Origin of the sequence: Serratia quinivorans, from assembly GCF_052113645.1 — a bacterium.
Lineage (GTDB): Bacteria > Pseudomonadota > Gammaproteobacteria > Enterobacterales > Enterobacteriaceae > Serratia > Serratia quinivorans_B.
In genome coordinates, this window is record NZ_JBIEIU010000003.1 from 248,791 (window position 1) to 274,237 (window position 25,447).

Annotated in this window: 24 protein-coding genes and 1 riboswitch; of the genes, 15 read left to right on the plus strand and 9 right to left on the minus strand. The window is 57.4% G+C overall.

Translation table 11 applies throughout. The features are described 5' to 3' along the window. The first annotated feature begins 88 nt into the window (after window positions 1–88). The gene (gene folB, locus ACGS9J_RS08525) at window positions 89–448 is read left to right on the plus strand and encodes a bifunctional dihydroneopterin aldolase/7,8-dihydroneopterin epimerase (RefSeq protein WP_006320572.1); all 360 of its coding nucleotides are present in this window, start codon (window positions 89–91) and stop codon (window positions 446–448) included. Between the two features lie 131 nt (window positions 449–579). Continuing rightward, on the plus strand, window positions 580–1,404 hold the full coding sequence (gene bacA / locus ACGS9J_RS08530) for an undecaprenyl-diphosphate phosphatase (protein ID WP_442230503.1): 825 nt from the start codon (window positions 580–582) through the stop codon (window positions 1,402–1,404). Window positions 1,405–1,444: 40 nt separating this feature from the next. Here the strand turns inward: bacA and ACGS9J_RS08535 are convergent, their stop codons facing one another. Further along, window positions 1,445–2,689, minus strand: coding sequence for a multifunctional CCA addition/repair protein (locus tag ACGS9J_RS08535; protein ID WP_442230504.1), 1,245 nt, complete (start codon window positions 2,687–2,689; stop codon window positions 1,445–1,447). Window positions 2,690–2,812: 123 nt separating this feature from the next. Further along, entirely contained in the window at window positions 2,813–3,433 is a 621-nt protein-coding gene (locus tag ACGS9J_RS08540) for a TIGR04211 family SH3 domain-containing protein (protein WP_442230505.1), read from the minus strand. A gap of 280 nt (window positions 3,434–3,713) precedes the next feature. Between ACGS9J_RS08540 and ACGS9J_RS08545 the strand changes: the two genes are divergently transcribed. From ACGS9J_RS08545 to yjeH, 4 genes are all read left to right on the plus strand, one after another. Then, window positions 3,714–5,021, plus strand: coding sequence for a CYTH domain-containing protein (locus ACGS9J_RS08545; protein ID WP_442230506.1), 1,308 nt, complete (start codon window positions 3,714–3,716; stop codon window positions 5,019–5,021). A gap of 45 nt (window positions 5,022–5,066) precedes the next feature. Further along, entirely contained in the window at window positions 5,067–7,904 is a 2,838-nt protein-coding gene (gene glnE / locus ACGS9J_RS08550) for a bifunctional [glutamate--ammonia ligase]-adenylyl-L-tyrosine phosphorylase/[glutamate--ammonia-ligase] adenylyltransferase (protein ID WP_442230507.1), read from the plus strand. 93 nt (window positions 7,905–7,997) lie between these two features. Continuing rightward, window positions 7,998–9,428, plus strand: a complete 1,431-nt coding sequence (gene hldE, locus ACGS9J_RS08555; protein WP_442230508.1) for a bifunctional D-glycero-beta-D-manno-heptose-7-phosphate kinase/D-glycero-beta-D-manno-heptose 1-phosphate adenylyltransferase HldE — start codon at window positions 7,998–8,000, stop codon at window positions 9,426–9,428. 25 nt (window positions 9,429–9,453) lie between these two features. After that, complete coding sequence (gene yjeH / locus ACGS9J_RS08560; protein ID WP_442230509.1) at window positions 9,454–10,722, plus strand: L-methionine/branched-chain amino acid transporter; 1,269 nt, start codon at window positions 9,454–9,456, stop codon at window positions 10,720–10,722. 7 nt (window positions 10,723–10,729) lie between these two features. Here yjeH and ubiK read toward each other — a convergent pair whose 3' ends face one another. Continuing rightward, complete coding sequence (gene ubiK / locus ACGS9J_RS08565; protein ID WP_442230510.1) at window positions 10,730–11,014, minus strand: ubiquinone biosynthesis accessory factor UbiK; 285 nt, start codon at window positions 11,012–11,014, stop codon at window positions 10,730–10,732. A gap of 145 nt (window positions 11,015–11,159) precedes the next feature. Further along, window positions 11,160–11,321, plus strand: a riboswitch (FMN riboswitch). 109 nt (window positions 11,322–11,430) lie between these two features. Here ubiK and ribB point away from each other — a divergent pair. Beyond that, a complete protein-coding gene (gene ribB, locus ACGS9J_RS08570) occupies window positions 11,431–12,084 on the plus strand; it encodes a 3,4-dihydroxy-2-butanone-4-phosphate synthase (protein ID WP_442230511.1) in 654 nt (217 codons plus the stop codon). Between the two features lie 65 nt (window positions 12,085–12,149). On the opposite strand, the gene zupT is transcribed toward ribB, so the two are convergent. Further along, on the minus strand, window positions 12,150–12,917 hold the full coding sequence (zupT, locus tag ACGS9J_RS08575; RefSeq protein WP_442230512.1) for a zinc transporter ZupT: 768 nt from the start codon (window positions 12,915–12,917) through the stop codon (window positions 12,150–12,152). Window positions 12,918–13,120: 203 nt separating this feature from the next. Between zupT and ygiD the strand changes: the two genes are divergently transcribed. Beyond that, window positions 13,121–13,903, plus strand: a complete 783-nt coding sequence (gene ygiD, locus ACGS9J_RS08580; RefSeq protein ID WP_442230513.1) for a 4,5-DOPA dioxygenase extradiol — start codon at window positions 13,121–13,123, stop codon at window positions 13,901–13,903. 16 nt (window positions 13,904–13,919) lie between these two features. Here the strand turns inward: ygiD and ACGS9J_RS08585 are convergent, their stop codons facing one another. Next, a complete protein-coding gene (locus ACGS9J_RS08585) occupies window positions 13,920–14,945 on the minus strand; it encodes a LacI family DNA-binding transcriptional regulator (RefSeq protein WP_442230514.1) in 1,026 nt (341 codons plus the stop codon). Window positions 14,946–15,160: 215 nt separating this feature from the next. Here ACGS9J_RS08585 and ACGS9J_RS08590 point away from each other — a divergent pair, with 215 nt between their 5' ends. Genes ACGS9J_RS08590 through ACGS9J_RS08610 form a run of 5 tightly spaced genes read left to right on the plus strand, consistent with a single transcriptional unit; the run spans window position 15,161 to window position 19,511 of the window. Next, a complete protein-coding gene (locus tag ACGS9J_RS08590) occupies window positions 15,161–16,930 on the plus strand; it encodes a class I mannose-6-phosphate isomerase (protein WP_442230515.1) in 1,770 nt (589 codons plus the stop codon). Between the two features lie 4 nt (window positions 16,931–16,934). Continuing rightward, a complete protein-coding gene (locus tag ACGS9J_RS08595; RefSeq protein ID WP_442230516.1) occupies window positions 16,935–17,363 on the plus strand; it encodes a PTS sugar transporter subunit IIA in 429 nt (142 codons plus the stop codon). Window positions 17,364–17,372: 9 nt separating this feature from the next. Then, window positions 17,373–17,873, plus strand: coding sequence for a PTS system mannose/fructose/N-acetylgalactosamine-transporter subunit IIB (locus tag ACGS9J_RS08600; RefSeq protein WP_442230517.1), 501 nt, complete (start codon window positions 17,373–17,375; stop codon window positions 17,871–17,873). Between the two features lie 16 nt (window positions 17,874–17,889). Next, complete coding sequence (locus ACGS9J_RS08605) at window positions 17,890–18,690, plus strand: PTS mannose/fructose/sorbose/N-acetylgalactosamine transporter subunit IIC (RefSeq protein ID WP_442230518.1); 801 nt, start codon at window positions 17,890–17,892, stop codon at window positions 18,688–18,690. Next, window positions 18,690–19,511, plus strand: coding sequence for a PTS system mannose/fructose/sorbose family transporter subunit IID (locus ACGS9J_RS08610; protein ID WP_442230519.1), 822 nt, complete (start codon window positions 18,690–18,692; stop codon window positions 19,509–19,511). The genes ACGS9J_RS08605 and ACGS9J_RS08610 overlap by 1 nt, the downstream gene beginning before the upstream one ends. Window positions 19,512–19,561: 50 nt before the next feature. Here ACGS9J_RS08610 and ACGS9J_RS08615 read toward each other — a convergent pair whose 3' ends face one another. The 4 genes from ACGS9J_RS08615 to ACGS9J_RS08630 all read right to left on the minus strand — a co-directional run bounded on the left by ACGS9J_RS08615 (window position 19,562) and on the right by ACGS9J_RS08630 (window position 22,856). Further along, complete coding sequence (locus ACGS9J_RS08615) at window positions 19,562–20,344, minus strand: glucose-6-phosphate isomerase family protein (protein ID WP_442230520.1); 783 nt, start codon at window positions 20,342–20,344, stop codon at window positions 19,562–19,564. Next, window positions 20,337–20,900: a glucose-6-phosphate isomerase family protein gene (locus tag ACGS9J_RS08620; protein ID WP_442230521.1), complete on the minus strand. Its 564-nt coding sequence runs from the start codon at window positions 20,898–20,900 to the stop codon at window positions 20,337–20,339. Before ACGS9J_RS08620 ends, ACGS9J_RS08615 begins: the two co-directional genes overlap by 8 nt. Window positions 20,901–21,023: 123 nt before the next feature. Then, the gene (locus ACGS9J_RS08625; RefSeq protein ID WP_442230522.1) at window positions 21,024–22,184 is read right to left on the minus strand and encodes a glutathionylspermidine synthase family protein; all 1,161 of its coding nucleotides are present in this window, start codon (window positions 22,182–22,184) and stop codon (window positions 21,024–21,026) included. 3 nt (window positions 22,185–22,187) lie between these two features. Further along, on the minus strand, window positions 22,188–22,856 hold the full coding sequence (locus ACGS9J_RS08630; RefSeq protein WP_442230523.1) for a DUF1190 family protein: 669 nt from the start codon (window positions 22,854–22,856) through the stop codon (window positions 22,188–22,190). Between the two features lie 353 nt (window positions 22,857–23,209). On the opposite strand from ACGS9J_RS08630, the gene ACGS9J_RS08635 reads away from it, so the two are divergent. Both ACGS9J_RS08635 and dhaK read left to right on the plus strand, forming a co-directional pair. Next, window positions 23,210–24,316, plus strand: coding sequence for a glycerol dehydrogenase (locus ACGS9J_RS08635; RefSeq protein ID WP_442230524.1), 1,107 nt, complete (start codon window positions 23,210–23,212; stop codon window positions 24,314–24,316). Between the two features lie 52 nt (window positions 24,317–24,368). Continuing rightward, entirely contained in the window at window positions 24,369–25,439 is a 1,071-nt protein-coding gene (dhaK, locus tag ACGS9J_RS08640) for a dihydroxyacetone kinase subunit DhaK (protein ID WP_442230525.1), read from the plus strand. The last annotated feature ends 8 nt before the right edge of the window (window positions 25,440–25,447 follow it).

Consider the following 25,447-nt stretch of genomic DNA (forward strand, 5'->3'; position numbering starts at 1 on the left):
AGGGTCGTTTTACTCGCAACATACATGGATAATACGCATATTCCGCTGGAAGTGGTATCCGGCAAGGCCAAAAACAGAGAATGACGTGATGGATATCGTATTTATAGAAGAGCTTACCGTAATCACCACCATTGGCGTTTATGACTGGGAACAAAACATTCGCCAGAAGCTGGTGTTCGATATCGAAATGGGCTGGGACAACCGCCAGGCGGCCGCCAGTGACGATGTGAACGACTGTCTGAGCTATGCCGATATCAGTGAAGCCATCATCCAGCACGTGGAGCCCAATCGCTTCGCTTTGGTGGAGCGGGTTGCAGAGGAAATATCTGAAATATTACTCCAGCGCTTCAATTCCCCGTGGGTCCGTATTAAGGTCAGCAAACCGGGCGCTGTTGCACATGCCAGCCGGGTTGGGGTGATTATTGAACGGGGTACCCGCCCGGTGTGATGTTCTGTCATACATGTGCAACTAAAGACCGTTAACCTGGTCTGAACCTGAGAATTGTTTTAGCGGCAATGTATTGAACACTGCCGCTTTTTTATGTTTATAGCCGTAAATTTATAGGGTGATCGAAGCACATGGCGGACATGCATTCACTGTTTATTGCGTTTGTTCTTGGGGTGGTTGAAGGGTTAACTGAATTTTTACCGGTGTCTTCCACCGGGCACATGATCATCGTAGGCGAGTGGCTGGGCTTTACCGGCGATAAGGCGAAAACCTTTGAGGTGATCATTCAGCTGGGGTCGATCCTGGCGGTGGTGGTGATGTTCTGGCGCCGTCTGTTCGGGCTGATCGGCATTCATTTCGGCAGCAAGCCGGTTGAACACGAAGGTAAAACGGCAGGTCGGCTGAAACTGGGCCATATCCTGCTGGCGATGATCCCGGCGGTGGTGCTGGGGCTGTTGTTCCATGACTTTATCAAATCGCTGTTCGCGCCGAAAAACGTGATGTATGCGTTGGTGGTCGGCGGTTTCCTGTTGCTGGCGGCGGAATGGCTGAAGCCGAAAAAACCGAGTGCCGAAGGGCTGGATGACATAACCTACCGTCAGGCGTTTATGATTGGTTGCTTCCAGTGTCTGGCGCTGTGGCCGGGCTTCTCCCGCTCAGGCTCCACCATTGCCGGCGGTATGCTGGTGGGTGTGAACCGTTATGCGGCCTCCGAATTCTCCTTCATTCTGGCCGTGCCGATGATGATCGGCGCCAGCGGCCTGGACTTGTACAAGAGCCTGCACTTCCTGACGATGAGCGATTTACCGATGTTTGCGGTCGGTTTTGCTACCGCTTTCGTGGTGGCGCTGATTGCGATCAAGACCTTCCTGTCGCTGATCAAACGCATCTCGTTTGTGCCGTTCGCTATCTACCGCTTTATCGTGGCCGCCGTGGTGTACATGGTCTTCATGTAAGCGGCCCGCTAAATAAGAAACCCCGCGCTGCGGGGTTTTTTTATGCCGGATCGAGAGGGATATCCTGAGTTTGCTTCCAGTCGGCTAACGCTTGCTGACGGCGGCGCTTGAGCTCATCGCGGATCGCCAGCCCTTGCAGGCCACTGGCCACCACGTCTTTGACCGACACGGCATTGGCGACCTGAAACGCCTGGCGCAGGTAATCGCCTTGCGGATAGGGGTTGTTTTCAAAACCGGTCCGGCCACGGGCATCGGCTTCGCTGGTGAGGATCATCTGTTCCAGCCGCTGTGGCTTACGCCAGACGTCGACGGCATCAAACAGCTTCAGCAGGGTCTCCGGGCGCAGCTTGTTAACGGTGTGGATCAGGTCGTGATATTCGGCGACCAGTTTGGCCAGATCGCGCACCGGATTGGGCACCCGCAGCCGCTGACACAGGGCGTCGACCAGCACGACTCCGGCTGGTCCGTGGCCGTGGTGGTGTGGCCAAAGCTCTTTTGGCGTCTGCCCTTTGCCGAGGTCATGGCACAGCGCCGAGAAGCGCACGTCGACCTCGGGGCTGAGCTGGGCGGCAATAGCCAGCGTCATCAGCGTGTGGATACCGGTGTCGATCTCCGGATGCCATTTGGCGGGCGCCGGAACGCCGAACAACGCGTCGATCTCCGGGAACAGCACGTTCAGTGCCTCGCAGTCGCGCAGCACCTGGAAATAGACCTGCGGGCTTTGGCTTTGCAGTGCCTTTTCGGTTTCCTTCCAGACTCGTTCTGCGGTCAGCGCTGTCAGTTCGCCACTGTGCGCCATCTGACGCATCAACTCAGCGGTTTCCGGGGCGACGGTAAAGCCCAGATGGGCGAAGCGAGCGGCAAAGCGCGCCACGCGCAGCACGCGCAGCGGATCTTCACCAAAGGCATCGGATACGTGGCGCAGTACCCGCGCTTGCAAGTCGGCCACGCCGTTGAAAGGGTCGATCAGCTCGCCGTCGGCGTCGCGGGCGATGGCGTTAATGGTCAGATCGCGGCGCTGTAGATCTTCTTCCAACGTTACGTCCGGCGCAGCGTAACAGGTAAAGCCGGTATAGCCCTGGCCGGATTTCCGCTCGGTGCGCGCCAACGCATATTCTTCATGAGTTTTGGGGTTCAGAAACACCGGGAAGTCTTTACCGACCTGTTGATACCCCAGTGCTATCAGCTCTGACGGCGCGGCACCCACCACCACCCAGTCGCGGTCAAACACCGGTATTTCAAGCAAGCTGTCGCGGACGGCGCCGCCGACCAGGTAAGTCTTCACTGTTCACTCCTGAATTTATCTTAAGGCTCTGCTGACCAGATTACCTCAATTAGCCGGGCTGTGCCGCAGCCAATAAAAAGGGCGCCCCGCAGGCGCCCGATTTCAAACTGAACGATACTGAAATCAGTTCATCCAGCGGTTGTTGCTTTTGCGACGAGGGATCAGGTGTGGCAACAGCAAGCCAAGCAGCAGACCTACGCCGGCTACGCCACCGCCGTACATGAACCACTGCAGGATAATGGTGCGCTGTTTGTCGTCGAGCTGCAGGTTAACTGCATTGACCTTTTTTTGCGCGACCACCAACTGATTTTTCAGATCCTGGTTTTCCTGCTGCAGACCGCTGATGGTGCTGTCGCTGCCCGCCACTTTCTGCTGCATTTCCGCCGTGCGCTGGTTCCAGCTGCTGTCGATGTTGGCCAGCTTGTCAGTCAGGGTTTTGACCTGTTGTTCCAGCGCGGGCACTTGAGTGCGCAGGCTTGGGGTCTGGCTCAGCTGATTGAGCGGGATCCAGGTGTTGCGGCCTTTGGCATCGCGGATCTGGCCATAGTTGGTGCTGTCATTTACGCTCAACAGGGTGACTTCTTCACCGGCGTTCAGGGTACCGACGATACGGTACTGATTACCCGGGCCGCTATGGACGTAAGTATTCAATTCATCGGAGATATAGCGTTTATCTTCGGCATGGGCGCCCCAAGTGATGCTGAAGCTCAGCACGGCAAGGCAAATTAGGCGTAATTTCTGCATTAGTTCATCGTTTCTGTGTGAATTTATGGGAACGATAGTAGAGCGTTCAGTCTGACGACGCAACGCAAAAACCGGAATGAGAACTATCTTACTGTGGCAGATTCTGTGAGTTGCGCAGTGTTTTATAACGTAACAGGTTTTTTCTGCAGTTAGCAGGGTTAAGGCGCAGGGAATCGCGGTAAGATAACGGCAACTGTGCGTCATCGGGCAAAGCATGGCAGGCGAGGCCCGCCGCCGTGAAGGCTGACGCGAATGCGTAACTTATTGGTGTAAAAGACTTATGACCGTTGAAATAGAACTGAAATTTATTGCGACCCCGGATGCGGTTGCCGCATTGCCTCAGCAACTGGCTGCCTGGCCGAATCAGCATTCCGCGCCGCAAAAACTGACCAATATCTACTTCGAAACCGCCGATAATTTCCTGCGCAGCCAGGATATGGGGCTGCGTATCCGCGGGTTTGACGACAGCTATGAAATGACCATCAAAACCGCCGGCAAGGTAGTGGCGGGCTTGCATCAGCGTCCGGAATACAATGTGGCTATCACCACGCCGGAATTGGCGCTGGATCAGTTCCCGGCGGATATCTGGCCGCAAGACTGTGATATCAGCGCGCTGCAGCTGGCGTTGCAACCCCTGTTCCGCACCGATTTCGTGCGTGAGAAGTGGGTGGTCACTTACGGTAAGAGCGAGATTGAGGTTGGGCTCGATCAGGGCGAGGTGAGCGCTGGTGAGTTGAGCGAAGCGCTGTGCGAAGTCGAGCTGGAACTTAAAACGGGCAATACCGGTGATCTGCTGGCACTGGCCAACGCGCTGGCGGAACATGGCGGTTTGCGTCAGGGCAACCTGAGCAAGGCAGCGCGCGGTTATCATCTGGCGCAGGGCAATGCCCCGCGTGAGCGCCGTCCTCTGACGGTACTGAAGCCAGCGGCCAAATCCAGCGTGGAGCAGGGAATGGTGGCCAGCTTCGAACTGGGCCTGAGCCACTGGCAGTATCACGAAGAGCTGTGGCTGCGTGGCGATACCCAGTCCCGTCGTTGCGTGATGGAGGCGATTGCGCTGATCCGCCAGGCGTTGGTGATCTTCGGCGGCCTGGTACCGCGCAAGGCCAGCGCCGATCTGCGTGCCCGTCTGACCGCACTGGAGCCGCTGCTGGTTGATAAGAGTACCCAGCCGCAGGAGCTGTGCTACAGCGCAGAATACCTGCAATGTAAGTTAGCGCTCACATCATGGTTGGTGACCGGTGCCTGGAAACCCTTTATCGATGCCAAGGCACAGGCCAAACTCGACGGTTCCTTCAAACGTTTCAGCGACATTATGCTGGGGCGCAGCGCGGCCGAGTTGAAAGAAGCTTTCACTCGCACGTTAAACGAGGATGAATACGAGGAACAGCTACCGCGTCTGACCCGTCAGGTGTCGGCATTTATCCTGCTGTCCGGTGCTTATCCCGACGAGGAAACCGGCCCTTACATCGAAAGCTGGCGCGAACTGCAGCTGGCACTGGCCGAACGGCGTCAGGGCTGGTACGAATCCAGCCGCAAGCAGGCATTATCGCATGCGCCATTCTGGTTAAACGGCGCGCTTCGTTAATTAAGCAGGCCTGCAAGGCGCGGGCCGCAGAACGGACCCTTCATTATGTTGCCACTCTCGCGCGTGTTACAGATTCAGGCACAGACCATCGTGCAGCGTTTTCAGGAAGCTCAGGGCGCGGACTGCTCGCTCAGCGATCAGGAACTGCAGGTTTTGGCGTCGAGCGACTTTGTTTGCGACATGTTGCTCAACCAGCCGTCATGGCTGGAGACGCTGCGCAAGCAACCGCCGGTGGCGGACGAGTGGCAGCATTACGCCGCCTGGTTGCAAGACTCCCTGGAAGAAGTGCGTGACGAAGCGCAACTGATGCGCGCACTGCGTCTGTTCCGCCGCGAGACGCTGGTGAGGATCGCCTGGGCGCAGGCGCAGGATCTGTGCAGCACGCAAGAGACGCTGTTGCAGCTGAGCGGGCTGGCGGAAACGCTGATCGTCAGCGCCCGCGATTGGCTGTACCAAACCTGCTGCCGTGAGTGGGGCACACCCTGTAACGCGCAGGGCGTACCGCAGCCGCTGTTGATCCTCGGCATGGGGAAATTGGGCGGCGGCGAGCTGAACTTCTCGTCCGATATTGACTTGATCTTCGCCTACCCGGAAAACGGCCAAACCCAGGGGGGCCGGCGCGAGTTGGATAACGCGCAGTTCTTTACCCGTTTGGGGCAGCGGCTGATCAAGGCGCTGGATCAGCAAACCATCGACGGCTTTGTCTATCGGGTGGATATGCGGCTGCGGCCGTTTGGCGACAGTGGTCCACTGGTCATGAGTTTCGCCGCGCTGGAAGACTATTACCAGGAGCAGGGTCGTGACTGGGAACGTTATGCGATGGTGAAAGCGCGGCTGATGGGCGGCTCGGAAGACGCCTACAGTGAAGAGCTGCGCAAAACTCTGCGGCCGTTCGTTTTCCGCCGCTATATCGATTTCAGCGTGATCCAGTCGCTGCGCAACATGAAAGGCATGATCGCGCGTGAAGTGCGGCGCCGTGGGCTGAAAGACAACATCAAACTGGGTGCCGGCGGCATCCGCGAAATTGAATTTATCACTCAGGTGTTCCAACTGATCCGCGGTGGGCGTGAGCCGGCGCTGCAAGGGCGTTCGCTGCTGCCAACGTTACAGGCGGTAGGGGAGTTGGGGTTGCTGGAGCCGCAACAGGTGCAGGCGATGAGCGCCAGTTATCTGTTCCTGCGCCGGTTGGAAAACCTGCTGCAGGCGATTGCCGATCAGCAAACCCAAACCTTGCCGCAAGACGAACTCGACCAGGCCCGTTTGGCCTGGGGCATGGGGTTCGATGACTGGTCGACATTGCTGGCAGCGCTGGACAGCCATATGCAGGCAGTGAGGGCAGTATTTAACGACTTGATTGGCGACGATAGCCCCGATGTAGGCGAAGATCCGGATTATCAGCACTATCACAGCCTGTGGCAGGACGCGCTGGAAGAGAACGAACTGGCGCCGCTGACTCCTCACCTGGATGAAGAGGCGCGCAGGCAGATGCTGCGCACCATTGCCGAGTTCCGTCATGACGTCGATAAACGCACCATTGGCCCGCGCGGCCGTGACGTGCTTGATCAACTGATGCCGCGCCTGCTGGCTGAGGTGTGCCCGCGTCAGGATGCGCCGACCGCACTGCTGCGCCTGACGCAGTTGTTGTTGAGTATCGTGACCCGCACCACCTACCTTGAGCTGCTGGTGGAATACCATGCGGCGCTCAGCCATTTGATTCGCCTGTGTGCCGCTTCGCCGATGGTCGCGAATCAGCTGTCGCGTTATCCGCTGCTGCTGGATGAATTGCTGGATCCGGCGACGCTGTATCAGCCGGTGGCTCCGGACGCTTACCGCAGCGAACTGCGCCAGTACCTGTTGCGGGTACCGGAAGACGACGAAGAGCAGAAGCTTGAGGCGTTGCGTCAGTTCAAACAGGCGCAGCAGTTGCGTATCGCCGCCGGGGGCATCTCTGGCGCGCTGCCGGTGATGAAGGTGAGTGATCATCTTACTTATCTGGCTGAAGCGATTATCGATACGGTGGTGCAGCAGGCGTGGAACGATATGGTTGCACGCTATGGTCAGCCGACCCATTTGCAGGAGCGGGAAGGGCGTGGCTTTGCCGTGATTGGCTACGGAAAATTGGGCGGTTGGGAACTGGGTTACAGCTCCGACCTTGATCTGGTGTTTATCCTGGATTGTCCGCCGGACGTGATGACCGACGGCGATCGTTGCATCGACGGCCGTCAGTTTTATCTGCGTTTGGCACAGCGCGTGATGCACCTGTTCAGCACCCGCACCTCGTCCGGCATTTTGTACGAGGTCGACGCCCGACTGCGGCCTTCGGGCGCGGCAGGCATGTTGGTCAGCACGGTCGAAGCCTTTGCCGATTATCAACAGAATGAAGCCTGGACCTGGGAGCATCAGGCACTGGTGCGGGCGCGTATCGTGCATGGCGATCCGGCGCTGCATCAGCAGTTTGACGTTATCCGCCGCGAGATCTTGTGCAAAGTCCGCGACGGCGAAACGTTGCAGCGCGAGGTGCGTGAGATGCGCGAGAAAATGCGTAATCACCTCGGCAACAAGCAGCGCGAACTGTTTGATATCAAGGCCGACGAGGGCGGTATCACCGATATCGAATTTATTGCCCAGTATCTGGTCTTAGGCTATGCAAGCGGCGAACCGCGCCTGACGCGTTGGTCTGATAACGTACGCATTTTCGAGCTGATGGCCAATTACGGCATCATGCCGGAAGAAGAGGCGCAGGCGCTGACCCAGGCTTACGTCACCATGCGCGATGAAATTCACCACCTGGCATTGCAGGAGCATTCCGGCAAGGTAGGCCGCGGGCAATTTGCCGCCGAGCGTGAACAAGTCCGCGCCAGTTGGGCGAAGTGGCTGGGCTGAGCAGGCCGGTTGCGCAATACGTTTTGCAGCTATTACAGACGTCTGTGGTAATATCTGCGCCACTAAAATTTTGTACTTTTTTGGAGTTATCGGATGAAAGTTACACTGCCTGATTTTCGCCGCGCCGGGGTATTGGTGGTGGGTGACGTCATGTTGGATCGCTATTGGTATGGGCCGACCAGCCGTATTTCACCGGAAGCGCCGGTGCCGGTGGTCAAGGTTGAAACCATCGAAGAGCGTCCCGGCGGTGCGGCAAACGTGGCGATGAACATCGCTTCGCTGGGTGCCAACTCGCGCCTGGTGGGCCTGACCGGTATTGATGATGCGGCGCGTGCCTTGAGTGCCAAGTTGAACGAAGTGAACGTGCGCTGTGATTTCGTTTCGGTGCCGACGCATCCGACCATCACCAAACTTCGCGTGCTGTCGCGTAATCAGCAATTGATCCGTCTCGATTTCGAAGAAGGTTTCTCCAACGTCGATTCGCAACCGATGCTGGAACGCATCCAGCAGGCGTTGCCGCAAATTGGCGCGTTGGTGCTGTCTGACTACGCCAAAGGTGCGCTGAGTCAGGTGCAGAGCATGATCCAACTGGCGCGAGCCGCCAAAGTACCGGTGCTGATCGATCCAAAAGGTTCTGATTTTGAGCGTTATCGCGGCGCGACGCTGCTGACGCCAAACCTGTCCGAATTCGAAGCGGTGGTAGGCCACTGCAAAGACGAAGCCGAGCTGGTCGAACGCGGCATGAAACTGGTGGCGGACTTTGAGCTTTCCGCTCTGCTGGTTACCCGTTCCGAACACGGCATGACGCTGCTGCAACTGGGCGTTCCGCCGTTGCACCTGCCCACTCTGGCGCAGGAAGTGTTCGACGTTACCGGTGCCGGCGATACCGTGATTGGCGTGCTGGCCGCCGCATTGGCAGCCGGTAACACGCTGGAAGAGTCCTGTTTCCTGGCCAATGCCGCTGCCGGTGTGGTGGTGGGCAAGTTGGGGACCTCTACCGTTTCCCCGATCGAACTGGAAAACGCGGTGCGTGGCCGTGCCGAAACCGGCTTTGGCGTCATGACCGAAGCCCAGTTGAAAACCGCCGTGGCGCAAGCCCGTCAGCGCGGTGAAAAAGTGGTGATGACCAACGGCATCTTCGACATTCTGCATGCCGGTCACGTTTCCTATCTGGCTAATGCCCGCAAATTGGGCGATCGCCTGATTGTGGCGGTGAACAGCGATGCTTCTACCAAGCGCCTGAAAGGTGAAACTCGTCCGGTCAACGCGCTGGAAAATCGCATGATCGTTCTGGGAGCGTTGGAAGCGGTGGATTGGGTTGTGCCATTTGAAGAAGACACGCCTCAGCGTCTTATCGCCGATGTCCTGCCGGATTTACTGGTGAAAGGCGGCGACTATAAACCTGAAGAAATCGCCGGCAGCACCGAGGTATGGGCCAATGGCGGTGACGTCAAGGTACTGAACTTTGAAGACGGTCTGTCGACCACGAATATCATCAAGGCAATCAAAGACGGGCGTGGTTAACGCCCGCTGAAAACGGCGGTGGGCAGTGAGTGGACTGAAGCAGGAACTGGGTTTGGCGCAGGGCGTTGGGCTATTGTCCACTTCATTGCTGGGAACGGGCGTGTTCGCCGTTCCTGCACTGGCGGCGCAGGTGGCTCAGGGCGATAGCCTGTGGGCCTGGCCGGTATTGATTGTGCTGGTATTCCCGATAGCCATCGCTTTTGCGGCTCTGGGCCGGCACTTCCCCAGCGCCGGTGGTGCAGCGCACTTTGTCGGCCTGGCCTTTGGGCCGCGCATGGCGAAAGTGACCGGCTGGCTGTTTCTGTCGGTGATCCCGGTCGGTTTGCCTGCGGCGTTACAGATTGCCGCGGGTTTTTGGCAAGCCATGTTCGGCTGGAGCGCCAATGGCCTGCTGCTGGTGCAGATCGCCACGCTGGTGGTGATTTGGCTCTTGGGCACTCGCGGTGCCGGTTCCAGTGCCAATATTCAAACGCTGATCGCCATTCTGGTGGTGGCGTTGGTGGCCGCCATCTGGTGGCGCGGCGGCATCTCTCCCGCTCAGATCCCCTGGCCCGCGATCAACGAAATATCTCCCCCGAATCTGTTCCACGCGTTGGCGGTCATGTTCTGGTGCTTTGTCGGTTTGGAAGCCTTTGCGCATCTGGCGACCGAGTTCCGCAACCCTGAGCGCGATTTCCCGCGTGCGCTGCTGTTTGGCATGTTGGTCGCCGGCGCCGTGTACTGGGGGTGTACCGTGGCGGTGTTGCACTTCCACGCTTACGGCGAGCATCAGGCAGCGGCGGCATCGTTGCCGGGCATTGTGGTGCAGCTGTTTGGGCAGCATGCGCTGTGGGTGGCCTGCGTTATTGGCTATCTGGCCTGTTTTGCCAGCGTGAATATCTATACCCAAAGCTTCGCCCGATTGGTGTGGTCGCAGGCGCAGGATCGCCCGTCCAGCGCGTTGGCCAAACTGTCTGCCGGACAGGCGCCGGTCAATGCATTAAGCGCGGTGGTGGGCAGTTGCCTGCTGTTTACCTTGCTGATTTATACGCTGAAACTGCCGCTGGATACGTTGCTGGTGTATGCCAATGGCATCTTCGTGCTGATCTATCTGCTGTGTATGCTGGCGGGCTGCCGGATTTTGCGCGGACGTTCGCGGCTAATGGCGGCGCTGGGGTGGGTGCTGTGCGTGCTGTTGATGGTCATTATTGGCTGGAAAAGCCTGTATGCGCTGGGGATGTTCGCGCTGATTTGGCTGGTGTTACCACGCGGGCCGCGGTCAAGCAACAATAAGGGCGCGGTGCCGCGCCCTTAGCGGTAACTTATTCTGTTTCTGCGTCTGGCTGCGGCGCGGCCGGTGCAGCGTTCAGCTTGCTTTCCAACTCGTTCATGCGCTGTTCCAGCAACGCCAGTTTTTCTCGGGTGCGCAGCAGCACTTGAGTCTGCACGTCGAACTCTTCGCGGTTGACCAAATCCAGACGGGTAAGCTGCGACTGCAGCACCTGACGGATTTTCTTCTCAACGTCTTCCCCGAATTCACGTACGCCTTTAGGCATGGATTCATGCACCTGGCGTGCGATCTGTTCAATTTTTTTCGGGTCAATCATGGCGTATCCCTTTCAGAGTTTAATAGCTGTCGCCTAGTGTAATGCGAGTTGCCCGCCGGATAAACTATTAACCGCATTCCCGGTGGTTGACCGATTTGTGCTTTTGCCAATTGCCCTGATTAATCATTAGCGTTATAGTCAAGAAGCTTATTCTCAGGGCGGGGTGCAAGTCCCCACCGGCGGTAAATCACCTTCTACGGTGAAAGCCCGCGAGCGCTCAGCCAGTCTCTTGCAGCTTGGTTAGAGGTCAGCAGATCCGGTGTAATTCCGGGGCCGACGGTTATAGTCCGGATGGGAGAGAGTAACGGTATCTGCCGGGTTTGCGCCCGCTGCGTTATTTTTTTAGCTATTGCTAGCTACTCCTCAAGATCGCCCTGGTTCTGGTAATCCATAATTTTTTAATGAGGTTTTTTACCATGAATCAGACCCTACTTTCAGATTTCGGCACGCCGGTAGAACGCGTAGAACGCGCTCTTGAAGCATTGCGCAATGGGCGCGGTGTGATGGTGCTCGATGATGAAAATCGTGAAAACGAAGGTGATATGATCTTCGCCGCAGAAACCATGACCGTTGAGCAGATGGCGCTGACCATTCGCCACGGCAGCGGTATCGTGTGTCTGTGTCTCACCGAAGAACGTCGTCAGCAGCTTGAACTGCCGATGATGGTGACCAACAACTCCAGCCAGTTCCAGACGGCCTTCACCGTGACTATCGAAGCGGCGCAGGGCGTGACCACCGGTGTTTCCGCTTCCGATCGCCTGACCACCATTCGCGCGGCGGTGGCCGATAACGCCAAGCCTAGCGATTTGAACCGTCCAGGGCACGTGTTCCCGCTGCGTGCGCAGCCGGGTGGTGTGCTGAGCCGTCGTGGCCATACTGAAGCCACTATCGATCTGGTTGCGATGGCCGGTTTCAAACCTGCCGGCGTGCTGTGTGAACTGACTAACGACGATGGCAGCATGGCGCATGCGCCGGAAGTGATCCTGTTTGCCAAACAGCATGATATGACTGTGTTGACTATCGAAGATCTGGTGGCTTATCGCCAGGCGCACGAGCAGAAAGCCAGCTGATCACAGACGGATATTCTGACGATGAAAAAAGCCGCGGAATGCGGCTTTTTTGTGGCTGAAAATCGTTAACCGATGCCGCCGCTTTGCAACAGCGTCAGGCTAAATCCCATTACCGCCATCCCGCACAGCACGCCGTAACTCGGGTTATTGTGCGGATCAATTTCTTTGGCCAGCGGCATCAACTCATCGACCGACAGCGCCACCATGATGCCGGCAACCGCGGCCATAATCGATGCCATCACCACCGGCGAAATCATCGGGCCGAGCAGCAGAAACGCTAAAACGCCGCCGAGAATTTCCGCCATGCCGGAAATGCCCGACCACAACAGGGCTTTGGTTTTTGACCCGGTTGCGGCATACACCGGCCCGGCAACCGCCAGGCCTTCAGGAATATTGTGAATGGCCACGGCCAGCGCAATACCCATACCCAGTTCCAGATCGGCGCTGGCGGTGACGAAGGTGGCGATACCTTCCGGGAAGTTGTGCAGACTGATGCCCAGCGTCAGCAGCACGGCGGTGCGCTTCAGGTTTTGCGGCTTGAGTGGTTTCTGCATTAAATCCTGCGGATGCTGGTGCGGCAGCATGCGGTCCAGCGCGAAATACCCCAGCAGGCCAAGCATGAACATCCCATAACCCAGCATGGGCGACATACCGACGGTGTGCAGCGCTGCGGGCAGCATTTCCATCAGCGATATCAAAAGCATAATCCCGGCGGCAAAGCCGAGAGCAAACGCCAGCATGCGGTTGGAAGGTTTCTGTCCAATAATGCCGAACAGGGCACCGACAAAGGTAGCGCCACCCGCCAGCAGGGTCAGGAGCAAGGGTACGGACATAGAAATCTCCTTTATGCTGAAATATCGTTTATTTTCTGATACTAACAGAGTAAAGGCATAAATCGAGTGGATTTGGCTGATTGTTTCCATTGTTTTAACCGTTCAAATTTATTGAAGATCATCATCACGGTTATCCGGCTGTGTCGCCGTGGCAAACGGCGTAGTCTAGTTCTCATCACGTTTGGACTGACCAAGGATCTTGTATGAACCGCTCTCGTATGCCTGCACTTTTTCTCGGTCACGGTAGCCCGATGAACGCGCTGGAAGAAAACCGCTACACCCAGGTCTGGCGTCATCTGGGTGAAACGCTGCCGCGTCCGAAGGCCATCGTTGCCGTTTCTGCCCACTGGTACACCCGTGGCACCGCCGTTACTGCGATGGAAAAGCCGAAAACCATCCATGACTTTGGCGGTTTCCCACAGGCGCTGTTCGATACTCAGTACCCAGCCCCGGGCTCCCCCGGGCTGGCGGCGCAGATCCAGCAAATATTGGCGCCGCTCACCGTCACCGCAGACGACAGCGAATGGGGATTGGATCACGGTACCTGGGGCGTGTTGATCAAAATGTATCCCGAAGCGGATATCCCGATCGTGCAGCTCAGCATCGACGGCACCAAACCGGCGGAATACCATTATGAGCTGGGCCGCAAACTGGCGATTCTGCGTGAGCAGGGGGTGATGATTGTCGCCAGCGGCAACGTGGTGCATAACCTGCGGATGGTGAAATGGCAGGGCGATGCCACCCCTTATCCGTGGGCAACGTCGTTTGACCGGTTTGTGAGAGATAACCTGAATTATCAGTGGGATAACCACCCGCTGGTCAACTTTATGCAGCATGAGGGCGCGGCGCTGTCTAACCCGACGCCGGAGCACTACCTGCCGCTGTTATACGTGCTTGGCGGCTGGGACGGCAAAGAGCCGATAACCATTCCGGTGGATGGCATCGAGATGAGCTCACTGAGTATGCTGTCGGTGCAGATCGGTTAAATTTCTCACGCCGGCCTCAGGCCGGCGTGGATTGATCGGCGAAACCGCAAGATTGGCGGATCACCAGTGAAGGCGGCAGGATGATGCGTTTTGGTGGTTCATCATTGCCCTGAATTCGGCTATACAGCAGTTCCCCCGCTTTACGACCGATCTCGCGTGAGGCCACCGATACGGTAGTCAAACCCGGCTGCACCAACGACGCTTCGGTAATATCATCAAAACCAATCAGCGCGAAATCTCTGCCAATCTGGCGCTCGAGTTTGCGCAAGGTCTGCATCACACCCAACGCGACAATGTCCTGATAGCATAATGCCGCCGTGATTTCCGGATGGGCCATCAATAACTGCTCTGCGGCCTTGGCGCCAGAGCTTTGGCTGGCTTCGCTGTCCACGATCCATTCGCCCTTGACCATAATGCCCTGTTCCAGCAGCTTGCTGGTGTAACCTCCCAACCGCTGTGCGCGGGTGGTGGAGTTGATGGATCCGCCGATGAAAGCGATATGGCGATGGCCAAGATCCAACAGGTGTTGCGTTGCCAACTGGGTGCCCAGGAAGTTATCGGTGCCGACAAAATCAAAGTACGCATCGGCCACCGGTCTTACCACCATAATGGCTGGGATCTTGCGGCGTTTCAGCGTTTCAAAAAACAGGGTGGGCGTTTGGCGGGCGGCGCACAACACCATGCCGCTGGCGCTGTTTTGCAGCAGCGAGTCGACAAATTTTTGCTGTCTGTCGGCCGACTCTTCGCTGTTGGCCAGAAACAGCATCAGCTGGTGGCGCTCCATTTCCTGGCTCAACCCGGCCGTCATCTCCGCATAAAAGGGGTTGGTGATGTCGTGCAGCAGCAGGCCGACCTGGTTGCTGCTGCGATTACGCAGGTTGGCCGCGGTCTGGTTGTAAACGTAGCCCAGGTGATCGATGGCGCTCAACACACGCTTGCGTGTTTCGTCTGATATGCGGCCGCGGTTGCGCAGGACCATCGATACCGTCGCGGTGGAGACTTTTGCGTATGCGGCGACGTCCGCCAAGGTAATGGTGCTCATTTCATCTCCTGTCGATACTGGCTTTCATATCAAGGTATATCGATTAACCTTTTTCAGTGTAATTTCGTTAAATAGACTGTGATGACGATCGCGATTTATAAGCTTTTTAGCGGGTTATTATCGATTGTATGAGGTTAATCTCGTTAATCAGCCTATTTAATATGAGGTTAATCGATTAATCTTTTTCTATCTATTCAGTGCATAGGCAGAAGGATATGACAGAGCAACAGCGCAAAGCAACAAGCTATGACAAGTACCCGGAAGTGGCGGTTCAGGGATTTGGCCATGCCGCCTGGCAAGGCTGGCCGGCGGTGGCAGAGGCTGTCCGCCGCAAAATTGCCGCCCTCGGGTTACGCAAAACCCTGTTGGTGGTGGACTGCTACCACGGGGTGGACCTGGCAGAGCTGACCGAAAACTTTGTGACGCCTCTGCAGCCGACCAGCAGCATCAACGCCGAGTCGGCTAAATATGATGAGTCGCATATACACGCGATGATCGAGCGTAACTTAACCGATGACCGCGTTTTTGGCGTGCTGTCATGCCATGAAATGCCTGAATTTTTTGATGCTGAGCGCGTCCAGCAATTACGCGATCACATTGCGAACGTCGATAGCGGGCTGGTGGTGATTTATGGACCCGGCGCGACGCTGATCGCCGAGGGCGACGTGCTGGTGTATGCCGATATGGCCCGCTGGGAAATTCAGCAGCGTTTTCGCCGTGGCGAACTGGGCAACTGGGGCGCAGGCAATGTGGATGAAGACGTGCTGCGCCGTTACAAGCGGGCCTTCTTTGTGGAATGGCGGGTCTTCGATCGCCATAAAACCCCGCTGTTACGGCGTGCAGATTTTGTGCTGGACACCAACCAGGCCGGTAATCCCAAGGCCGTGAGCGGCGAGGCATTCCACGGCGGACTGCAACAGGCAACCCGACGTCCATTCCGCGTAGTGCCCTTCTTTGACCCCGGTATTTGGGGCGGGCAGTGGATGAAACAACAGTTCGATCTCGACCCGACGGCAGCCAACTACGCGTGGTGTTTTGACTGCGTGCCCGAGGAAAACAGCCTGCTAATGCGTTTTGGCGACGTTCGGGTCGAGATCCCCTCACAGGACTTGGTGTTGTTATACCCGAGGCCATTGCTGGGCGAGCAAGTACACGCCCGCTTTGGTGCCGAATTCCCGATCCGCTTTGACCTGCTGGATACGGTCGGTGGGCAGAATCTCAGCTTCCAGGTTCACCCGCTGACGGAATACATCCAACAGCATTTCGGTATGCACTACACCCAGGATGAAAGTTATTACATTCTGGCGGCGGAGCAGGGTGCCGAGGTGTATCTGGGGATGAAGAGCGGTACCGAACCGCAGGCGATGATGGCTGAGCTGGCCGCAGCCCAAAGGGGTGAAAAAGTCTTTGACGATCGGCGTTTTGTGAACCGTTTCCCGGCGCGCAAACACGACCATTTCCTGATCCCGGCGGGGACGGTGCACTGTTCCGGTTCAGGCACCATGGTGCTGGAGATCAGCGCTACGCCGTACATTTTCACCTTCAAACTGTGGGACTGGGGCCGTGTGGGATTAGATGGTCTGCCACGCCCGGTACATTTGCAGCACGGTGAGCAGGTGATCAACTGGCAATGCGACACCGACTGGGCGACGGAGCATTTGGTGAACCGCATTGAACCGGTTGCCGAAGGCGCAGGCTGGCAAGAGGAGCGAACCGGTCTGCATGAGCGCGAGTTTATCGAAACCCGGCGTCACTGGTTCAGTGAGCCGGTGTTGCACCATACCGAAGGCCGGGTGAATGTGCTGAATCTGGTTGAAGGGGAAGAAGCGGTGGTTGAAAGCCCTGAGGGGCATTTCGCTCCCTTTGTGGTGCATTACGCGGAAACCTTTATCGTCCCGGCCGCGGTAGGGGCGTATCGCATCAGTCCTTATGGCCGCAGCCTGGGTAAAACCCTAGGCACCATCAAAGCCTGGGTAAGAGGATAAACCTATGTTGAGAGTGATAGTGACCTCCCACGGCCCGCTGGCCGAAGCGCTGATGAGCAGCGCGCGTATGGTTTACGGTGAACTGCCGGGGACCAGCCATGTCGGTCTGAGTGAAGGTGCCGGTATCGAGGCTTTTAAGCAGGATTTTGCCGACGAACTGCGTCGGGTGAGTGACGGGGCCGACGGTGTGTTGGTGCTGTGCGACATGCTGTGCGGTACACCGTACAACGTGGCCTGCCGTCACGCCTTTGATCCCAAAACGCCAGTGCCGATGGCGGTGGTGACCGGCGTGAATTTCCCGATGTTGCTGATGAGTGCCGAATGGCTGGAAGGCAAGGATGTTCAACTGGCGGCACAGGAGCTGGTGGCGCAGGGCGGTGAGGCGATAGCGCTTGCCCGTCCGGCGGTAACGGCGCAAATGGACGATTTCTGAGGAGAGAACATGGCTATTTCATTTGTACGTATCGACGACCGGGTCATTCACGGTCAACTGGTGACCCGCTGGGCGAAAGAGTTGCCCTGCGACGGCATCGTGGCGATCGATGATGAGGTTGCGGCGGATCCGCTGCTGTCATCGGTGATGAAGGGCGCGGTGCAGGATACCAAGGTGTGGCTGTTCACCGTGCAACAGGCGATAGAAAAACTGCCGAAGGTGATCGCCAGCGACAAGCAGTACTTCGTGATTGGCAAATCGCCGGTCACGCTGCGGCGACTGATGGAGGCAGGGATCGACCTCAGCAATCGCAACAAGAAAATCAACGTCGGCCCAATGTCTGCCCGCAAGGACACGGTGACCATTGGCCCAAATCAATCCGTGACTGTAACAGAGTCGGAAGCCTTCGATTTCCTGACCGAACACGGCCATGCCATCGAATTCCGTTTAGTCCCGGATGCCAGCCATTTCAGCTGGTTGGACGCAAAAAAGAAACTCAAACAAGCCTGAACGGCGGGAGTTAACTATGTGGTTTGAAGCGACGCTTATCGGGATACTTTGCTATCTCGGTGCGCTGAGCAGCCCCTGGCTGCTGGGGCTGACCGGGGGCTGGTATATTCTCAGCCGTCCGCTGGTCTCCGGCATGCTGGTGGGGGCTATCCTCGGCGATGTACAGACCGGCATTATCATCGGTGTGGCGGTACAGGCGGTTTATATCGCCATGGTTACACCGGGTGGATCAATGCCGGCCGACCTCAACTTTGTGGCATTCCCGGCGATTGCGCTGGGCATTCTTTCCGGTAAAGGGCCCGAGGTGGCCGTCGCCCTGGCGGCGACTATCGGCATCATGGGCACCGTGTTGTTCAATGCCATGATGGTACTCAATTCCTACTGGAACCACCGCGCGGATCTGGCGGTGGAACGCGGGGACGAACAGGGCATTTACCTCAACAGCGCCATCTGGCCGCAGGTCACCAACTTCCTGCTGCGCTTTGTGCCGACCTTTATCGCCGTCTTTTTCGGGGCGCGTTATATCAACGCCTTTATGGACAGCTTGCCGGCGCTGGTGTTGACCACCATGAACGTGGTCGGCGGCATTCTGCCTGCGGTCGGTATCGCCATTCTTCTCAAACAGATTATTAAAAGCTACAGCATGCTGATTTACTTCCTGGTGGGGTTCATCTGCATTGTTTTCCTCAAGCTGAATATGGTGGCGCTGGTGATTGTCGGCGCGCTGCTGGCATTGATTCACTACAACTATAAGCCAGAGCCGCAGGCGGCTGCCGCACAGGCCGCGCCTCAGGCTGACGATGAGGATGAATTCTGATGGATACGCCAACACCAAAATTGAATAAGCAGGATCTGCGTCGTTGCTGGCGCAGTTGGATGATGTACAACCTGTCGTCGATGAGCTTTGAACGTCTGGAATCTTACGGTTTCTGCCTGAGCATGATGCCGGCGTTGAAAAAACTGTATCAGGATAAACAGCAGCGCATTGAGGCCATTCGCCGCCATACTTCGTTCTATAACACCGAGCCGCAGCTGGGCGCGATTGTTAACGGCATGGTGATAGGGCTGGAGGAGAAACGAGCCAACGGCGAGCCGATCGACGGTGAAACCATCAATACGCTCAAAGTGGGTTTGATGGGACCGGTGGCGGGCATTGGCGATTCCATGGTGCCGGGCATGTTGATCCCGATCTTGCTGAGCATCGGCATGGCGCTGGCTGCCGGTGGCAGCGTGATTGGTCCGTTGTTCTACATCATCGCGTTCAGCCTGATCGTCATCCCCGGGTCTTATTGGTTGTTTATGAAGGGCTACCATATGGGCTCCGGCTCGGTGGAAATGCTGGTCAGCAGCAAGTCGTCACGCCTGCGGGAAGCACTTTCTCTGTTGGGGGTGTTCGTCATGGGCGGCGTAGCGGCGAGCTACGTCAAACTGGGGACCGGCCTGGAGTTTGTCACCAAAGACGGGGTGAATATTCACCTGCAGCAAATGCTGGACGGCATTTTCCCTAACCTGATGCCGCTGATCGTGGTGCTGATGACCTGGTATCTGATGGCTAAACGGGGACTTTCACCGGTGAAAGCCATGCTGGGGTTGTTGGCTCTGGCGGCGGCAGGGGTGGCCTGCGGCTTGTTCTCCTGATACCCGTCGCCTAATAGAGAAGCGGGGCGAATGTATTCGCCCCGCTTTTGTTATGGCTCAAACCGCTGCCATTTTTCCGCTACGCTGCCCGGCTTGGAAATGAACTGGAAGCGCGCCGGATCGGTCTCAAACTGCGAGTATAACGGATCATTGCTTAGGCCAAATTCAGGATATTGGCGTGGCCCAATGGCGTGCAGCCGGCCCGATTGATAACGCGGGTTCTGCTGCCAGATAATGTTGTTGCCCTGCAACAGCGGGTACCACGCCAGTCCTTTGTATTCACGCACTGCATCGTATTCAAAGCCATATTCACGATCGCACCAGGCAGCGAAGGTCAGCGGCTGGTGAGGATCGGCGGAAATCGTGGCGTGGGCCCAGCCCGGCGGCACCAGCACCTTCTCGCCGGGACCGGCATGGACGGCAAAGCAGCGGCCCGGCTCATATTCCACCCGTTCCTGCATGTAAATGATCGCCTTTCCCTGCCAGATTTCGTACAGCTCCGGTGGTGACCAACCGCTGTGCGCGCTGATGCGGTGTACGTGTCCCTGGCTGCGTATCGGTTCCTGGCCCAGTTGCCCTTGGGCATAGGTGACAATGCCGAACAGCAGCATGCGCTTCTTCAATTCGGCCAAATGTTGCTGTTTGGCGACGTCCATCGCGATGGCATAGACCTGCTCTGGCCCGCTGCAGCCAGGATCGCGCAACGAGAGGCGGATCTGTTCCAGCGTCCGTATTTCCGGCAAGGGGCCAATCACGTCATCGCCGTAACCAAATCCCATCGGGTTGTCGCTGATGCGGACATCCAGGCCAAATCGCAGCATCGAGTCACTCATATTGCGCCTCCGCCTTCCAGTCTTCGCCATCGGCAAACACCCGCAGTTTGAAGCCCTGTGGCTGTAGCGCATCGTAGTTGTGGCCGGCGACCGTTGGCCACACAGCCAGTGCAGAGAGCACCTCATTGCCGGTATTGATCAAGCTATGGGCGGTAAAGGAGGGAATGTGATGAACGCTGCCGGGGGAAACCTGCTCCAGCGAACAAGCCCCGCCCTGGTGTTGCAGCAACAGCAAACCATGGCCACGCAGACCAAAATAGAACTCCGCCTGTTCGGGGCGCTGATGAAAATGCCCGCGGGTCATAAAGAATTCGTTGCCTACCCGGCCGGGTTGCAGATGAGTGGTGCCGACATACAGCTCGCCTTCCTGCTGTAGGGAAGGCAACATTTCGACTTGATAGACGGCAAGTTCCGTCGGCATGGCTCGCCAGGCCACAGGATCGGCAAAGATCCCCTCCAGGCTGCCCAGGAGCGTGGATTTACGTTGGATTTCAGGTGCGGTAAAGCATCCGTCCGCCAGGTTGACCTGCGGTGGAATAATGGACGTCAGTTTCATATCTGGTTGCTCCGCCCGAGGAGAACAGACGCTTCGAGTATAAAAGGTTAATCGATTAATCACCAGGCGGAAGGCATAAAAAAAGCGCGATACGATCGCGCTTTTTACTCACGAACTGAGCTGTTAGCCGAGAATGATGTGCGGGTAGAAACGCGACAGATCCTGGGTGATCAGTTCACGATCCTCACGCAGGCCGATCCCGCAGGGTTGATCGTCAACCAGCCAACTGCCGATCAGCGTATAGCTGCCTTCGAACTGTGGCAGTGGGTGGAACTGCTGCACGATCATGCCTTCTTCGCCGTAAGGGCCGTCGACGCTCGCAACTTGCTGGCCATTCTGCACGATCTGGATATTGGCGCCTTCGCGTGAGAACAGCGGCTTGGTGACGTAGTGATCGAGCTGCGGGTGTTCGTCTTCCGCAAAATACGCCGCCAGCAGATTAGGATGATCCGGGAACATCTTCCACAGCATCGGCAACAACGCCTTGTTGGAGATAATGCTTTTCCACGCCGGTTCCAGCCAACGCACGCCGGCGTCTTCCAGCTTGGTGGAAAACATCTCGCGCAGCATGAATTCCCACGGGTAAAGTTTGAACAGGTTACCGATGACCTGATTCTGCAGGTCGGTAAACTGGCCTTTTTCACCCAAGCCAATCTCTTCCATAAACAGGAATTCGGTCGGTACTCCGGCCTCCAGCGCGCAGTCCTGCAGGTATTGCACGGTACCGCGGTCTTCTTCACTGTCCTGGCAACAGGCCAGGTGCAGCAGGCCGAAACCGTGGTGTGCTTTCAGATCGGCGAAACGCTCGATCAGTTTTTCCTGCAGGCTGTTGTACTGATCGGACTCCGGGCTGAGGTTGCCCGCGTTGATCTGATCTTCCAGCCACAGCCATTGGAAAAAGGCCGCTTCGTACAGCGAGGTCGGCGTATCGGCGTTGTTCTCCAGCAGCTTGGGCGGGTTGACGCCGTCGTAGGCCAGATCGAGACGCGAATACAGCGAAGGCTGGCTGGTGCGCCATGAGCTGCGCACGAATTCCCAGGTGTGTTTCGGGATGCGGAACTTGGCCATCAGCGCATCGCTGCTGACCACTTTCTCCACCACCTGCAGGCACATCTGGTGCAATTCGGCGGTAGCGTTTTCAATTTCTTCGATCTGCGCCAGCGTGAACTGGTAATAGGCATCCTCACACCAGTAGGGTTCGCCGTACATGGTGTGGAAGCGGAAGCCGAATTCGGTGGCTTTTTCACGCCAATCCGGGCGCTCGGTAATCGCAACGCGTTTCATTGATTAACCGCCCATGCTGCGTGAGCCGGAATTGGAGGTTGCGCTGCTGCGCTGCATGCTGGTTTGCTTGGCCACGGATTCGCCAAAGCCGCCACGGGTGACGGTATTGGTCACCGCCGGTTTTGGCGCCATCGCGGTTTTCGGCACCGTCATGGTACGGCCACCGGCCGTGGCAGGGCCGTAGCTTTTGCCGCTGGCATCAACGAACTTGCCGTTAGCCGGGCTGGCCGCATTTTTGGAGGTGAACAGCGGCTGCTGGGCAAAGCCGGAGCCGCCCATCATGCGGCCCATCATGTAACCGGCCATCAGCGGCATCCACATGCTGCCACTGCTCTGCGACTCGGCGGCCATGCCGGCCTGTGCCGGAGCTGATGCCTGAGTACATTGAGCTTCGCCGAATTCGGCGACGCAGTCTTCGCGGGTAGCGTATTTCGGCGCGGTTTTTTCGGCTTCTTTCAGGGCGTTGTTATAGGCAGTGGTGCACTGCTCGCTCATGGAAGGGTTGTTGCGCGAACAGTCGTCGGCATTCTGATACATAGAGACAGTTTCATCGCTCTTCTCGCAGCCGGCCAGCATAAATACGGCGCTGATCGCCAAGGCTACGGGCGCAACGCGGTAGTCGCGCCAGGATTTGCGGAACGTCTCTCGGTTGATGTTTTTTGTCCGTTTCATCGATAGTAATCCCATCAGTCGGGCTGTTGTCGCCCTTTCCCAGTAGTGGCCGTAAGAATAGGGGAAAGATGGTCAAAATTAAAGCTGAAACGCCCACAGAATCCACTCTTTACGCAGTTATACGTTAGGCTGTGCGCCAGTTCGCTTTACTGGCTAAAAAAGCCGCGCCGGAGTTTCATTATGGAACGTCATAAGGAAAGTTATGTTCCATAATGAAACAAAAAAGCCGGAGATCGCAAAGTGAGCGGCAAGCCCTATAGTCAGTCCATAACAACGCGGCGGCACAAGACCCGACGCACCATCACCTGATATCTGAACGTTACCATCGCCAATTTCCCTACAAGGATCCGGTTATGTTGAGAATCATCCAGTCTCCAGGCAAGTACATCCAGGGCGCCAACGCATTGGCCGCCGTGGGCGAATACGCCAAAAATCTTGCCGACCATTATTTCGTGATTGCCGACGACTTCGTGATGAAGCTGGCGGGCGATACCCTGATGGGCAGTCTGCAACAGCACGGGGTGAAACATCACGCCTGTGTGTTCAACGGCGAATGCTGTCATAAGGAAATCGACCGACTCGGCCAGCAACTCAAGGCGCATGGTTGCCGCGGCGTGATGGGCATCGGCGGCGGCAAAACGCTGGATACCGCCAAGGCGATTGCGCATTACCAGCATCTGCCGGTGGTGCTTATCCCTACGATTGCCTCAACCGATGCGCCAACCAGCGCGCTGTCGGTGATTTACACCGAGCAGGGCGAGTTTGCCGAATATCTGATCTACCCGCGCAATCCGGACATGGTGGTGATGGACAGCGCGATTATCGCCAAGGCGCCGGTGCGGTTGCTGGTGGCGGGCATGGGCGATGCGCTGTCGACCTATTTCGAGGCGCAGGCGTGTTTCGATGCGCAGGCCACCAGTATGGCAGGTGGCAAGTCGACGCTGGCGGCCCTCAGCCTGGCGCGCTTGTGCTACGAAACGCTGTTGGCGGAGGGTGTCAAAGCCAAGCTGGCGGTCGAGGCCGGGGTGGTGACAGAGGCGGTCGAACGCATTATCGAAGCCAATACCTATCTGAGCGGCATCGGCTTTGAAAGCAGTGGATTGGCGGGCGCGCACGCCATCCACAATTGTTTCACCGTGCTGGAAGAGTGCCATCACCTGTACCACGGCGAGAAAGTGGCGTTTGGCACGCTGTCGCAGCTGGTGCTGCAAAACAGCAGCATGGAGCAGATCGAAACGGTGCTGGATTTCTGCCAGCGTCTCGGTTTGCCGATCACGCTGGCCCAGATGGGCGTGAGCGGCGATCCGGCAGAGAAAATCATGGCGGTTGCCGAAGCCAGCTGTGCTGCCGGCGAAACTATCCACAATATGCCGTTCAAGGTTACGCCAGCCAGCGTGCAGGCGGCGATTCTGACGGCAGATCGGCTGGGCAATGCCTGGCTGCAACAACACTCAAGCTGATACCGCAGGGGCGCAGCAGGCTGCGTCCCGTTGGCCAAACGAGGAAATAACCGTGAAGAAACTGATTAATAAGGTGGAATCGGTACTGGAAGAGCAACTGCTGGGGTTGGCAGAGGCGCACCCAGAGCTGTTGGTGCATCAGGAGCCGGTGTTCGTCACCCGCGCCGATGCGCCGGTCGCCGGAAAAGTGGCGATCCTGTCCGGCGGTGGCAGCGGCCATGAACCGATGCACTGCGGTTTTGTCGGCGAAGGCATGCTTGATGGGGCATGTCCGGGGGAGATTTTTACCTCGCCAACGCCGGATAAAATGTACGAGTGCGGCCAGGCGATCGACGGCGGTGCCGGGGTGTTGCTGCTGATAAAAAATTACACCGGCGACGTGCTGAATTTTGAAACCGCCACCGAACTGCTGCACGACAGCGGTACCCAGGTGGCAACGGTGCTGGTGGACGATGACGTGGCGGTCAAGGACAGCCTGTTCACCGCCGGGCGTCGTGGGGTGGCCAATACCGTGCTGATGGAAAAGCTGCTCGGGGCGGCAGCGGCGCGCGGCGACGATCTGGATAGCATCGTGACGCTGGGCCACAGCATCAATAATCACGGACATTCGATTGGTATCGCGCTGGGCGCCTGTACCGTACCGGCTGCCGGTAAACCCTCGTTTGTCTTGGCGGAAAACGAGATGGAGTTTGGCGTCGGCATTCACGGCGAGCCGGGTATTGCACGGCGTCCATTCACGACCCTCAATGCGGCGGTGGACGACATGTTCCACACCCTGATAGATCACGGTCACTACCAACGCACCCTTCGCGTCTGGGATCGTCAGCAAGGCGAATGGCGTGATGAAGTCCAAACCAAGCAGCCGCTGACGCGCGGCGACCGGGTGATCGCATTGGTGAATAACCTGGGGGCGACGCCGTTGTCCGAGTTGTACGGTGTTTATCATCGGTTGGCAGAACGTTGTGCCGAAGCAGGGATGATCGTCGAACGCAGCCTGGTCGGTTCCTACTGCACGTCGCTGGACATGCAAGGGGTTTCAATCACGCTGCTGAAGGTGGATGACGAACTGTTGTCCCTGTGGGATGCGCCGGTGAAAACGCCTGCGCTGCGTTGGGGTTGCTGAGGAGGAAT